This window comes from Vibrio splendidus (assembly GCF_024347615.1).
Lineage (GTDB): Bacteria > Pseudomonadota > Gammaproteobacteria > Enterobacterales > Vibrionaceae > Vibrio > Vibrio splendidus.
The window spans coordinates 767,672-781,235 of record NZ_AP025509.1; the positions used below are offsets into that span (position 1 = coordinate 767,672).

The 13,564-nt window shown below is 43.8% G+C and carries 8 protein-coding genes and 1 pseudogene; 5 read left to right on the forward strand and 4 right to left on the reverse strand.

What is annotated here, in order from left to right; all coding sequences use genetic code 11:
* The first annotated feature begins 139 nt into the window (after nucleotides 1–139).
* Together OCU90_RS20730 and OCU90_RS20735 are read left to right on the forward strand one after the other, a co-directional pair.
* Nucleotides 140–892 (forward strand): DUF481 domain-containing protein, encoded by a 753-nt coding sequence (locus tag OCU90_RS20730; RefSeq protein WP_061025561.1) that lies wholly within the window; start codon nucleotides 140–142, stop codon nucleotides 890–892.
* Between the two features lie 235 nt (nucleotides 893–1,127).
* Complete coding sequence (locus OCU90_RS20735) at nucleotides 1,128–2,039, forward strand: 2OG-Fe(II) oxygenase family protein (RefSeq protein ID WP_061025562.1); 912 nt, start codon at nucleotides 1,128–1,130, stop codon at nucleotides 2,037–2,039.
* A gap of 115 nt (nucleotides 2,040–2,154) precedes the next feature.
* Here the strand turns inward: OCU90_RS20735 and OCU90_RS20740 are convergent, their stop codons facing one another.
* The 4 genes and pseudogenes from OCU90_RS20740 to OCU90_RS20755 all read right to left on the reverse strand — a co-directional run bounded on the left by OCU90_RS20740 (nucleotide 2,155) and on the right by OCU90_RS20755 (nucleotide 10,175).
* The gene (locus OCU90_RS20740; RefSeq protein ID WP_061025565.1) at nucleotides 2,155–5,232 is read right to left on the reverse strand and encodes an efflux RND transporter permease subunit; all 3,078 of its coding nucleotides are present in this window, start codon (nucleotides 5,230–5,232) and stop codon (nucleotides 2,155–2,157) included.
* Nucleotides 5,219–6,571: an efflux RND transporter periplasmic adaptor subunit gene (locus OCU90_RS20745; RefSeq protein WP_061025566.1), complete on the reverse strand. Its 1,353-nt coding sequence runs from the start codon at nucleotides 6,569–6,571 to the stop codon at nucleotides 5,219–5,221. Before OCU90_RS20745 ends, OCU90_RS20740 begins: the two co-directional genes overlap by 14 nt.
* 195 nt (nucleotides 6,572–6,766) lie before the next feature.
* Nucleotides 6,767–7,960: pseudogene (locus OCU90_RS20750) on the reverse strand (outer membrane protein transport protein).
* On the reverse strand, nucleotides 7,950–10,175 hold the full coding sequence (locus OCU90_RS20755; protein ID WP_061025568.1) for a lipase: 2,226 nt from the start codon (nucleotides 10,173–10,175) through the stop codon (nucleotides 7,950–7,952). The pseudogene OCU90_RS20750 and the gene OCU90_RS20755 overlap by 11 nt, the downstream one beginning before the upstream one ends.
* Nucleotides 10,176–10,532: 357 nt before the next feature.
* On the opposite strand from OCU90_RS20755, the gene OCU90_RS20760 reads away from it, so the two are divergent.
* From OCU90_RS20760 to dcuC, 3 genes are all read left to right on the forward strand, one after another.
* On the forward strand, nucleotides 10,533–11,252 hold the full coding sequence (locus OCU90_RS20760; RefSeq protein WP_061025570.1) for a winged helix-turn-helix domain-containing protein: 720 nt from the start codon (nucleotides 10,533–10,535) through the stop codon (nucleotides 11,250–11,252).
* Entirely contained in the window at nucleotides 11,245–11,751 is a 507-nt protein-coding gene (locus tag OCU90_RS20765) for a hypothetical protein (protein ID WP_017092082.1), read from the forward strand. The genes OCU90_RS20760 and OCU90_RS20765 overlap by 8 nt, the downstream gene beginning before the upstream one ends.
* A gap of 443 nt (nucleotides 11,752–12,194) precedes the next feature.
* The gene (dcuC, locus tag OCU90_RS20770) at nucleotides 12,195–13,562 is read left to right on the forward strand and encodes an anaerobic C4-dicarboxylate transporter DcuC (protein ID WP_061025571.1); all 1,368 of its coding nucleotides are present in this window, start codon (nucleotides 12,195–12,197) and stop codon (nucleotides 13,560–13,562) included.
* The last annotated feature ends 2 nt before the right edge of the window (nucleotides 13,563–13,564 follow it).

Sequence of the window (13,564 nt, forward strand, 5' to 3'; positions counted from 1 at the left end):
GTTCGTCGTGTCCAATCACCTTATATACCAAATCATTATGTCGAAACACACTACCTCACAAACAACGCGCCCATTAACCAATACAGTTTCATACACACGATCCCGAGCAAAACTGCCTTTATTTCTCATCGCGTTCTCTATGCCCGTATTTGGAGAAGAAGTTGAAGAAGTTGTACTCGAGGACGACGTCGTATTAAGCGAAGCTTCTGAGTTAAAAGAAGAAGCTGAAGAATCCCCTTTTACGACCCTGACTAAGCTCGGATTTATCTACTCACAAAACACAAGCTCATCTTTGTCGATCAATTCTGGAATCTCTGTTGGATACAAAAAAGAGAACTGGGGCCAACGAGTTCAGTTTGATACCTACTATACCGATGCTGAAAACGACGAAGACGGCACCAATCGCTATACCACAAACTATGGCATCAGCTATGACTTGAATGAAGTCACCTATTTGGTCGCGACAACACGTTTTGAACACGACCACTTTGGTACTTATCGTAAGCAATTCATAACAGCTACAGGATTGGGTCGCCACTTTTATGATACTGAAAGAATCAAACTTCAAGGCTCTGCTGGCCCGGGTTACCGAATCAGTCAACGACAGTCTTCTGATGAAGAGTTTCCAAACAAAGAGAACTATGAACTGATCGTCAATGCCAATATTGATGGCTCTCTGACGCTCACAGAGACGTTTTCTATGGGAGCAACGGCTAACATGGCTTACGGTGAAGAGAACACCAATTACAACCTCAAAGGCTATCTAAAGAACATCTTGATGGGCAATTTGGCGCTAACTTTTGATACCGAATACATCTACAACACTACTGTCGCATCAGACCAAAGTAACGCCGAAATCTACAGCTCAATGAATCTAAACTACGATTTCTAAATAACGCTTCCCCCATCGAACATGCAAAAGGATTTGCATGTTCGTCTAAGCTTCTCCATCACTCCGTAATTTGTTCATCACTAACTATTCCTGCCGCTTATTGACTTAAGCAGAACCGCTAAGCCGCTATTTTATTATATAGAAAAAGTTAATTCTGTTTTGCCCAGCACCCCGTTTATCTACAAACCTTGGTGTAATAGATTGGTCGCAAGCAAACAAAAGGAGCGAACACATTATGTTATCTAATCAACTAGAGCGCGCACGCGCCATCGATTTACCTACACGAGAAGCTATGCTTCAACGAGCTCCTTCTGTACAACAGTTTTGGGACAACAATAAGGGCTTGTTCAGCGAAGCTTGGAAAGAATGGGAAGCAAGTGCGGAAGGCAGCCAATTGGATTTCGATGATTCGCTGTTAGATGCCCGCCTGCGTGAAGCTGTCAGAGAAGCTTGGCAAAATCCAACGAAAGAAATCGCGGTAAAAGACTTGCTCGAAGAAATCTCTCCTGGAGTATTTAAGTTTCAGTTCTTTGATGCTGAACGTCTCGCCGAGTTGCGTGATTACTTGGAAGCGGTTTCTAACGCTCAAATTCCGCTGCGCCCACCATATGGCATAGTACTTAACCGCGGTGGAGCAATGTTAGACAGCCGTTCTGAAGGTTATTTAGCAGCGCCAAGTTTCCAAGCGTTTTACCGTGATTTGCTCGACAGTTACATGCGCCCTATCGCCCGTTTATTGTTCCCAGAAATCATGGGATACGATACACAAACTTTTGGATTCTCAATTCAGTATCAAGCGAACAAAGATACGTCTTTGCGCCTTCATACTGATGCGTCTTCTGTCACGCTCAACATTAACGTAAATATGCCAGATGAAGAGTTTTCAGGGTCAGAACTTAACTTTTATGACCCTGCTACGGGTAAGATGAACCAAACAACATTCACGCCCGGTGTCGCTATGATTCATCGAGGAAACGTTGCCCATGCGGCGCTGCCGATAACAAGTGGTGAACGTTCGAACTTGGTATTGTGGTTGTATGGCGACCGTGGACAAATACCACACCACAATTCGCTACCAGAGCCTATAGATGCGCATCAACGTTGGACGGTACCAACCGTGGTACATGACGATTTTGCACCGTTCTAGACAGTTTTGTACCGTTCTAGGCAATTGAGAGAATAAATACAAACGCGCCCACCATGGTTCATGGCAGGCGCGTTTTAGTTTTCACTTCAATTAACTCGTCAATCTATATAGCGAGTTATACAGGTTTCGTTCTCAATCGAGTAAGTATGTCCATCTGTTTTAGATTCGCCATACCAACGTAAGCCACTGGCACTAAGAACAGTGAGAAGAAGGTTCCGGCTGTCAAACCTCCGACCAACACCAAACCAATATTGATTCGACCTAATGAACCCGGACCATCTGCTAATGCCAATGGCAATGAACCAAGGATCATCGTCAATGAGGTCATCAAGATAGGACGCAGCCTTGAACGCGCACTGCTGATCGCCGCTTCTTTTGCACTCACGCCAGATTTGCGTTTTTCGTTGGCAAACTCCACCAGCAAAATACCGTGTTTGGTCACTAGGCCAACCAATGTCAGTAGCCCGATCTTCGAATAAATATTGAGACTTTGACCAAATACCGACAGCGTCAAAATCGCACCCACGATACACAATGGCACCGTCAGCAAGATGATCATTGGGTCGACAAAGCTTTCAAACTGCGCGGCCAATATCAAGAAGATGAAAATCAACGCTAATACGAACAGCACTTGTGCGCCTGCTGTTGAATCAACCAAGTCTTTAACTATGCCATTGAACTCGTAGCTCTGCGCCGGTTTCAATAAGCTTGGAACCGTATCATCAATGTAGGCTTTCACATCACTCGCCGTGTATCCGGGCATCAAATCTGCGGTAATTTCAGCGCTGTCTTTACCCATGAACGTCTTAAAGTTAGATTCCGATGTCACTTGTTTGATTGATACAAACTGAGACAAAGGAAGCCTTTGCCCCGACTGTGAATCCACATACAGCTTATCGAGAACCTTAAAGTCGCCGAGATCCTTTCGGTTTACTTGAACTTGAATGGGGTATGTATAACCGTCATCGGCTTGCAAATCTGCCGCCTTCACAGATCCAAGGAAGGTCGATAACGCGTTGGTTACGTTACTGTAATCAACACCAGACAACACAATCGCATTACGGTCAATCGACAAGTCATAACGTAATTGGTCGCGTAACATCGAATTATTAATGTTGGTCACGCCCTCATAACCCTCAAGCGCCTCAACGACCTCACTTGCGGTTTCAGACAGCACCGAGGTGTCGCGGTTAACCGTCGTCAGCTCAAGGATCATATTGGTCGCTATGCTTAAGTTATCTGCCGAGCGAACCTTGAAAGACATGCCATAAGCAGAGACCGAACTTTGCGCTTTGGCGATAAACTCGTTAACCAGTTCATCAGCTGACTGGTCACGCTCGCCCCATGATTTCAATAAAACGTGATTGGTCGGAGTCCCTTCGATGTAAGACAAGTTTGCCTCTACCGAACGATCACCTTTGAACACACTGTTAAGTTGCTCGTTGTTGTCGAGGTGATACTGACGCCCTACCCCTGTTGGTGGCGTTGAAGTCACCTCGACAAAACCAGTGTCTTCGGTTGGAAGTAGCACTTGAGGCATTTTCCAAACCGCCAAAACAGACAGAGCAATCAACACCAAAGCAATACAGCTCATCAGTGTTTTACGCTCAAACCATTTGCTCAGTTCTTTGGTGTACAAGTCAGACAGAACATTCAGCTTCGCATCAACTTTTTTGTACCACCTTGCTGGCTTTGTAACTGGCTTCATTAAGTAAGCACACATCATGGGTGAAAGCGTTAAAGCGACAAACCCTGAGATGATCACTGCAGCAGCTAACGTGAAAGCAAATTGTCTAAATAGATCAGCGGTTAAGCCTGACATCAGACCAATAGGTAGATACACGACCGCTAACGTGAGCGTCATCGCTATCACAGGAAAGACGATCTCTCGACACCCTTTGATAGCGGCATTAAAAGGGGTTTCGCCCTCTTCGATATGCCGGTAACAGTTTTCAGCCACAACAATGGCATCATCGACAACTAAACCAATTGCAAGAATGATGGCCAGAATCGTCAGTACGTTGATGCTAAACCCAAGTAAATGCATGACGGCAAATACACCTATCACACACACTGGGATGGTAATGATCGGAATCGAAGCCACACGAACAGAACCAAGGAACAAAACCACGACCGCTGAAACCAGAACAATCGCTTCAACTAAAGTCATGAAGCCTTCGTCAATTGCGGTTTTAATGAAATCAGCTTGGTTGTAGACCATTTTCATCTCAATGCCTTCAGGCAACTGAGGTTGAATCACGTCTATTTGCTTCTTAACCTTATTGGCAACCGTCACTGGGTTTTCACTTTTTAGCGGTAACACCTGAATCGACATAGCTAAATTGTCATCTACACGAAGAATGCTCGGCGTAAGGCTCTCTTCGCCCATTTTGACTTCAGCAATATCTCCGACACGAATGATCTTGCCGTTATCGACACGAACCACCAAATCTCGCACATCATCAACACTGGTCACTTGGTTGACTGGGTTAATGGAGAAATCTCGCACCTGACCTTTGATAGTACCCGCGGTAAACGTCGCGTTGTATGAGCTTAATGTACCGACCACGTCTGACGCACTCATGTTAAGCGCCATCATTCGATCAGGTTGTAACCACACACGAACCGCTTTTTCACTGCCACCATACGGCCCCCAAATCCCCCCCACACCTTGTATGTGCTTAAACTGGGGCACGACTTGCTGGCTAATGTAGTCATACATGTCTTGCTTAGACATCTTGCCGGTATTCACAAACGTGATGATATTACTCGGCATGCTGGTATCAGAAGAGTCATCCGTTACCGTTGGCTTGTCCGTCATACTAGGAGGGAAATCACCAATCGCTTCAACACTGCTACGCAGATTGTTCATCAAGCTCGTGTATTCGACGTCATTAATGTCATCTTCAAACATGATTTTTAGATTACACGTGCCTTCCTGACAGTCGGTCGTCATGGTTTTCACGCTGTCTAAGCCCGTTGCCGCCGTGATCAGTTTATCTGCCACATTACGCGACATGAACTCAGCGCTCGCACCATTGATCGCCGCGGTTACAGTCGCCGACGGTGTTTTATGTTCAGGAAAGTATTGGATTGAGAGCTTTTGAAACGACAAAAGCCCAAGCAAAACAATGGTGATACTCAGAACAGACGCAAACACAGGGTGCTTGATACAAATCTCAGGAAGCTTCATTCAGATTCTCCTTCGTTACGGCTTCCTTGCTTTGGGTTTGCTTGCTTAAAGTTTCCTTGCTGTGAGTTTCCTTGCTTTGGATTTCGCTCGATGAATCCTCAACAGTCGCGCTAGTCTCTGCTTGCTCGCTGTTTTCATTGATCGCTTCGTCTACACCTTTTGTTGCTTCCGTCCAATCAACCGAAGGCTCAACCGGATGTGCTTCATCAATCTGTGTTTCGGTCTTTTCTACCTCGGGCTTAACGGTCTGCTTAGTGACCTCTTTGTCTATTGGCTCCGTTATTAGCTCAACCGTTTTCTGCTCCGCATTAGGGTTCATTACCTTAACTAGAGACGCTTTCTTTAGGTTCTGTTGTCCCGTCACCACGACCTGATCACCCAGTTTCAATCCGCTTTCAACAACGACGTACCCATCGTTAGTATTCACGCCCAATTCAACAATGCGTTGCTCGATTTTTTCGCCATTCACAATCCATACAAAGCGTTGTGCATTTTTTGCTTGAACGGAATTTTGAGAAACCACCATTTGAGTCGTGTCTTCGCTCGTCATTTGGCTTACTTTGGCAAACATACCCGGAACTAAGCGATGATCTGGATTGGTCACGTGCGCGTGAACTTCTACACGGCCTGAGCTCTCGTCCACCGCGGGCGCAATGTAATCCACCACACCAGAAAACGCTTCATCGACAAAAGCATCAACTTGGATAGAGACATTCTGCCCAAGTTTTGCGTTGCCTAAATCCGATTGTCCAATCGAATACTGAACTTCGACAGGATCGAGTTTAATCAAACTCACCAACGCGGTTGCGCCATCAATCTTACTGCCCACTGAGTGGGTAAAATTAGTTAACTGCCCATCAAATGGCGCTACCAATAAATAGTCATTCATCAGCGCTTCTTTCTGTCGGTAATCCGCTGCTGCTAGATTCGCCTGCTCTCCCAGTTCTTCCACATCTTGTTGAGACATAGAGTCGGGCTGTTTCTTTAGTAATTCTTGTACTCGCTTTAATTTCGACTTTGCTAGCGCTAGAGAGCTTCTTGCTTTGTCTAAATCGGCTTTCGCTTTGGTATTGTCCAGTTGAGCGATCAACTCGCCTTTTTTAACTGAATCTCCATCTTTGAAATGGATATTGAGAATTTTGTCGGAGGCACTGAATGTCAATGCAGCAGAATCCGTTGCCCTGATTTTGCCAACCTCGTTGATTGAAGATGTGAATGCTTGTTTGTGCGCTTTTTCGATAGTCACAGGAATCAAGTTTGAGTCTTGGGCAAACGATGGAGAGATATGTAAGGCAAACAGTGCCAAACAGATTGTTTTACTAAGCTTTGTAAATTTCATTTTTAATAACCATAACCGTTTGAATTCGTCTGAATTAAAACGTTTTTCTAAGCAGCTATTTCTTACTTAATGAGCTTCCAGCTATTTAAATAATGCTAAAACAGCTAATAATGAGAAAAGGGCTCAACTCACTGTCGAGCCCTGCAATTTTTATATGATTCCTAAATTTTTACGTTCTGAACTCCAAAGTAAAAGTTAAAAACGATGTTGATATTGAACACCAAGCAAGAGAGCATCGGCAGTCACATCAGCAGTTATATTGGAACTCGTTCCTGGAATCGTCGTCAGGTTTTCGTCAATATCTTGTGATTCTCCGATGATAAATCCGACTCCAACGTCCACAGAACTGGCATCGGTGAAGTTATACGTCCCTCCGACTGTTAACCAGTGACGGTTAACATCAGGAATAGAGAGCGATGTGAGTTCGTCAGTCGGGGAAATGTCGTACATGTAGCCAGCTCTTAGAACGACGTCTTTTGACATGGTGTATGTACCACCGACAGAAACATGTCCTGCGTCTTTCCATTAATACTCTTTAATTGAGTCATCATAAGAGTCAGACGTTAATGAATCAAACTCAGACCAATTCACCCACTGCAGGCTGTAGTGAAAAGCCCACTGTTCGTTGAGCTGGTGCCAACCGGAAAACTCTAGAGTGTCTGGTAGAGGTACGTTCATCTTGTCGGCAGGGACACCGCCTTTGGTAATGTCACCTTCCACTTCGATATCTGGGCTGTAACGGTAACTAATACCGAACTTGTTATGTTCGTTGACTTGGTAAGTCGCACCAACATTTGCACCCAGACCGAAACCGTCTGCATCTACATTTAACAAGTTTTGACGGTATATCTCACCCTCACCGTAGATAACATCTAGCCCTGCGCCCAAATTGATTTTTTCAGATAACTCGTAAGCCACAGCGAAACCAACATTGATACTGGAAAGCGCTGTTTTCCCTCCGAACTCATCCGCTTCGAACGACTCGTCAAACTCAACATCAGTACCGAAATTGGAATGAACTGTTGCGCCCAAGGTAAATTTCGAATCTTGAATTGGGTGAACATAATGAATGTTTGGGACTAGTGTCCCTGCGTCCAATGATTGGTCATCTAACATTTCAGTATCACCAATCATTGGTGTGTAGCTAACACTCGACACATCAATACCACTATCGATATAGATAGCGCCGACAGAGAGTGTTGGTTGCTTTATGTAAGCCATCGCAGCGCTGTTCTTAGCCACAATTGCCGCACTATCGGCCATAACAGCATCACCCGCGAATGCACGGCCTAAACCCGTTGCTGATTGTGCGTTAAGTTGGAATCCTGCGGCGTTTATTAAACATGGAATGAGAGCAGCTGCGGTGCCCAATATGAGTTTATTCTTCATTTTGAGGCACCTCTGTTTCGATATGGTCTTCGTTATTAATGACAACAAGCGAACCGTCAGTCATCACCATCGAAGCAACAGCTAATTGTTGGGTTGTCACGGCTTCACGTACATCTGACATATTTTCGCCAGGCATACCCGGTAGGCCATTTTCATCAACGGGGCCTTCATAAGGAAACAAATACGTACCGTGTCCACCGGTTGTCGTTCTTATGACTCCACCGAGTTCGATCTGATCACGCTTTGTACCCGTTATAGGGTCTAAACCAAGGGCCGTAATTAAGGGCTCAGTGCCAGTTCGAATATTATCTGGCGCGGTATTAGGAATTACGCTATCAGGAACGTAATCAACGCCAACGTCACAGGTTTCGCCGCAATCTCCAACTGCAGCTAACAAAAGAGTCGGTTGCTCAGCCTTAACTTGACGAGAGATGAAGCTAGCAGGGTCTGCACTATCAATTGTTGCTTGAACCCCTTGTTTAAGGTCTGTCACAACCAAATCGAAGATGTCGTTCTCTAGCTGACTAACAAGCAGCGCGTTATCAGATGAAAGCTCTACAAACTCTCTAAGTGCTTCAATACATTGTTGATTCGTTGCTTCTGCTGTACATGTATCTGGTATGACAGTTTCAGCAATGCCACGCTGAACATCTGGAGACTTCTTAACACCTTCAGACATTTCAGGGCCTAAGGTTTGAGAAGACAGAACCAGGTTGGTTAGCCCCTGCCCCGGAACAACAAAGTTCACCGTGTTAAATTCAAAATTGGTATTGGTATCCGAGTGAAAATCAGGGCTTACTTGACTAAACTCACTCACCATTACCGACATGATTCCACCCAACGATTGTCCAATTAAGTGGACATCATCTTTTTTCACCCAATCTTCTTGGCTTAGCGCATAACGAAGACCTAAAAAGTCAGACACTGATTGCTGTAGGTTAGAGCGCAGTGCTAAAGGCGAATCTATGTTGATGAAAAACGCTTTGTTTGCTCTCGCGCTGATTTCCACGTGTTCCGGACTTGAGTCATAACGCATTCGCTCCCCGTGATATGGCATATCGATCGCAACAACGGCATAGCCTTTTTTCGTATATTCCGCAGCCATCAAAGAAGCAGTACCACGCTCTGCTGTAACACCATGAATAAAAATAGCTGTAGGTAACTGACTACTTTTATCCCATCCATTAGGAACATAAATATCTGCAGTTATATCTAACTCTTCGGTTATCTTCGGGGTTGGTTCTCTTTCTGTAGGAAAACCACCGTCGGTGTTTGTAATCCATTCGTAAAGTGGCGGACAATTCTCCTTCGGTTCAAATTCATCAATGATACACTCTGATTCTCTCGCTTTAGTAAAAGGTAAATAGGAAGGAATTTTAAGTTGTTTGGTATATAGATCGTAATCTTTCTTCCGTTCTGTAATCGGATTTAACTGACCAGTAAAAGCGCTTCCAAATGCCTCATGGTTGTATTTCATCGCATCCAATGGAGAATAAGCACTCTGAGTTTTAAATTGTGCTGCATATACAGGAATACCCTTATCTGGATATAACGCATAATATGAATCAATAGCGCTTAATACTTGCTCTTGAAGAACTTCTTCTTTTTCGCTATTTAATGGAGCGTCTGAATAAATCAACTCATCAAAGCTGGCATCTGATTTTAAAGGTTCGTCAAATTCAGTTTTTACACCATCAGTAACAACGATCGAATAAGTTGTTTCTTCTTCCAAACCTGATTCACATTGAATAATAATATTGGAACCATCAGCGGATATTTGAGTCGCAACTTCCGAACCAGTTGACTCATTAATTAACACCACATTCCCGGCTAAGGTTTCATTATTGAGTGGATAACGTTTGTCAGAATTTACGCTTTGTAGCAGAATTAAAATCGGTTCTGCACAAAGTCCCCAGCCGTCTAGGGCTGCGTATGAATTATTGTAGTCCTGATAATAAGCATCATTGGTCGATGACATTGCGGCAACGTCTTCACCGACACCGGATATTGTTCCATCGTCGTCATACCCATAACCATCATTTGGTTTTGGTAGTTCATTAATGTTGTAGGGAACCAATACCGAAACGGCCTCTTGAGTCGAGTCTTCAGACTGACAGCCGAGTAAGGCAAGCGTAATTAGTCCACATATATATGGCTTATTGAAATCTTTCAAAACAGCTCCTTCGTAGCTTTCGCATTTAACTGGTGTGGTCATGCGATTTATCGTTATTTGAGTTGCCAATTGAGTCGGAGGTAAGCTCGACTTTTATTCGTAGAGAGCAAGGCAACACAGAGTTGGAATGACACGTTGATAAAACTACGTAAGAAATTTGAGCAGTTAACCCACACCCACTAAATCAGCGTCACCCGTTAATGATCCAATAGCTACTAACGGCAAGCACCTAAAACCGCATTAAACAACCTCAAAAAGGTATATAAGAAAATCTAATTAGGTTAATAATCAACATAAATTCAGTCACTTAAATATCAAAGACGATAAAATCAGTAAGTTTATGTTTGTTGTAAGATTTGTTATATTTAGGTTAGAACGCTTATAACAATGAGAACCCAGATGTCTGCTGAATTTATTATCAATGATGATATACAGGTCAATTTAGAAGAGAGTGAAATCCATCACTTCAAGACGGGCCGTACCTACCCAATAGGTTCTAATGAATCAGAGCTGCTTAAGTTTTTTATCTCGAGACCCAATGAGGTGATCACTCGCCAAGTTCTGATTGAACAAGTGTGGGTGTCTAAAGGTATCTACGTTGAAGATGGCAGCCTAATGCAGACCATCTCGATTTGCCGAAAAGCATTAGAAGATAAGAGCGGGATGATCATCGTCACTGAGCGCGGTAAAGGCTACCGATTTGCAGGACAAGTGACACAAGACAAAGAACGCGCGCTGCGTAAAATTCAATCGCAACCCAAACAAGAAACGAAACAACCTGAAGACAACACGGCGACAGATAGCATAGCGACAGAAAATTCAACAACCGAGAAAACGCCCGCTACGAAAAAAACAAACAGTGTATTAGCACTGATTACATTATTTGTAGTGACTGCGGGGTTATACCATTATTTGTTTTCTTATTTAGATAGAAATAGCCTAGGCGAAGGTCTCGTGGGTCAGCATTTTATCTCTTGTAAAATCGAATCCGACGAATTCACTTTTAACGAGTTATTCAACGTCACGCTTTATGAACATAAGGGACGAAAAATCATCATCGATAATTCAGGAAAATCTCTGAGCTTTCCAGCAGGATTTAAAGGAGTGACTTGTGAATAACAAAACGAATACAGCAATTTTTGTGGTACTGCTTGGCGTATTAGTCGGCTGGCTTTCTACTTTTATTCCTAAATCACACCTTGAAGGGCATTATTTAGCAAATACAGCATCAATTATTAACCCGTCCAATAATATGATTCATAACCAGTCTTCTATTAACATCGAATTTAAGAAGAATGACAGTTATGACCTATTATACGTGTCGACCAAGCAAGTCGGTTTTACGTCATCAGGATCTTACTCTGTCACTCAACACGACATCTCACTGGATGAGAACCAACACCAGCAAATCATCCCGAATCGCGAGTTGTCGTTTTACGAAAAAGTCATGATAAGTGAAGGTTCTACACTATCGTCTGACGCCATGCCTTACATTCCATTGAATAGAGAAGAGTTTTTACTGGTGACGCGCTATGGGATGATTCATTTTTGTAAGAAGGTAGTCTGCTCTGAGCTGCCAACGTATTCAAATGACATTCCTGACGTTGATATGAACTAAACTGACTCGCTATTTTTAACGCTAATTATATTCTAGTCCAGCTTGTGTTTTAACGCTTACTTAGGGAAATAAGTAGGCGTTAAACGTCAGTAAGCGTCAAAGCTAAGATTCTCACCTCTTTACTCCGATAAATACCCACTTCGTTACACATTTCCTTCCAAAGTACAAAAAACACTCACTGTTTATAAAACAACGCATCCATATGCAACTAGAACAACCAAAAGTGATCCAAGTTATATTCTAACAAGCTACAAAATTTGTTTATTAACATCTGAATAACAGTAGTTAATCACGATTTACAACCACAATTAACATCGAAAAAAATGTTTGTCTTAGATCATATCAACCTCAACTATGCCTCGTGCCACAGTGCAGTTTTCTGTACATTCATTGTCATATTCTGAAACACTTTCTTATATTTTTTAAACTTTGTGGAGATTTCTATGTTAGAGCTCTTGATCGGATTAGTGATTACTATCGCTGTTGGTTACTTTATTGTGAAAGGCTATAAAGCAGCAGGCGTATTACTAACTGCTGGCCTTGCCCTGCTTCTTATTACTGGCCTTATTGGTCACACAGTCTTACCAGCTAAGGTCGCTTCAACAGGTAACATGGTTACCGACTCACTAGAATTTGTTAAGTACATGCTTCAGTACCGTGGAGGCGGCCTAGGCATGCAAATCATGCTTCTTTGTGGTTTTGCTTCTTACATGACGCACATCGGCGCAAACAACGTGGTAGTGAAACAATTCTCTAAACCGCTTGCTGCTATCAAATCTCCATACGTTCTTCTTGTTGCGGCTTACATCGTAGCGTGTCTAATGTCTCTAGCAGTAAGTTCTGCAACAGGCCTTGGTGTGCTATTGATGGCTACCCTATTCCCAATGATGACGGCAATGGGTATTTCACGCCCGGCAGCGGTTGCAGTTTGTGCGTCACCTGCAGCAATCATTCTTTCACCAACCTCTGGTGATGTGGTTATTGCAGCTGAAAAATCAGGCATGTCTCTTGATGTGTTTGCCGTTCAAACGGTACTACCTGTTTCTATCTGTGCAATCATCGTGATGGCTGCGGCCGCTTTCTTCTGGAACAAGTATCTGGATAAGAAAGAAAGCACACCAATGGAAAAAGTAGACGTTTCAGACATTGAAACAACGGCACCCGCTTTCTACGCTGCACTGCCATTCCTGCCTATCATCGGTGTATTCCTATTTAATGGCCGTACGATTCCAGGCCTTTCACTTGATATCTACACCATCGTCGTGGGCTCTATCTTCGTGGGCGCAATCATCGATTACGTTGTGAAGAAGTTCGACGGCGAAAAGACGCTAGAAGATCTAGACTCTTGCTACCAAGGCATGGCAGAAGCATTCAAAGGCGTGGTAATGCTGTTGGTTGCGGCGGGCGTATTTGCTCAAGGCCTAATGTCTATTGGTGCGATTGATAACCTAATCGGTCTTGCTGAGTCAGCTGGCGCCGGCGGCATCGCGTTAATGCTTATCCTAACGGGTCTAACGGTTGCAGCGGCTATCGCGACAGGTTCTGGTAACGCACCGTTCTATGCATTCGTAGAACTGGCTCCGTCACTGGCTGCGAAAATGGGCTTGAACCCTGCGTTCCTAATCATCCCAATGCTTCAAGCATCGAACCTAGGTCGTACCATCTCGCCAGTCTCTGGTGTAATTGTCGCGACATCTGGTATGGGTAAGATCAGCCCATTTGAAGTAGTAAAACGTACTTCTGTCCCTGTAATCTGTGGTCTTATCACGGTTATCTTCGGTACGCTTGTTCTAGTACCAATGGCAGCTTAATT

What these genes read in the sequence shown, in the direction of transcription:
- OCU90_RS20730 (WP_061025561.1), top strand. Translation starts at nt 140, where the DNA reads ATGCCCGTATTTGGAGAAGAAGTTGAAGAAGTTGTACTCGAGGACGAC.
- OCU90_RS20735 (WP_061025562.1), top strand. Translation starts at nt 1,128, where the DNA reads ATGTTATCTAATCAACTAGAGCGCGCACGCGCCATCGATTTACCTACA.
- OCU90_RS20740 (WP_061025565.1), bottom strand. Translation starts at nt 5,232, where the DNA reads ATGAAGCTTCCTGAGATTTGTATCAAGCACCCTGTGTTTGCGTCTGTT.
- OCU90_RS20745 (WP_061025566.1), bottom strand. Translation starts at nt 6,571, where the DNA reads ATGAAATTTACAAAGCTTAGTAAAACAATCTGTTTGGCACTGTTTGCC.
- OCU90_RS20755 (WP_061025568.1), bottom strand. Translation starts at nt 10,175, where the DNA reads ATGACCACACCAGTTAAATGCGAAAGCTACGAAGGAGCTGTTTTGAAA.
- OCU90_RS20760 (WP_061025570.1), top strand. Translation starts at nt 10,533, where the DNA reads ATGTCTGCTGAATTTATTATCAATGATGATATACAGGTCAATTTAGAA.
- dcuC (WP_061025571.1), top strand. Translation starts at nt 12,195, where the DNA reads ATGTTAGAGCTCTTGATCGGATTAGTGATTACTATCGCTGTTGGTTAC.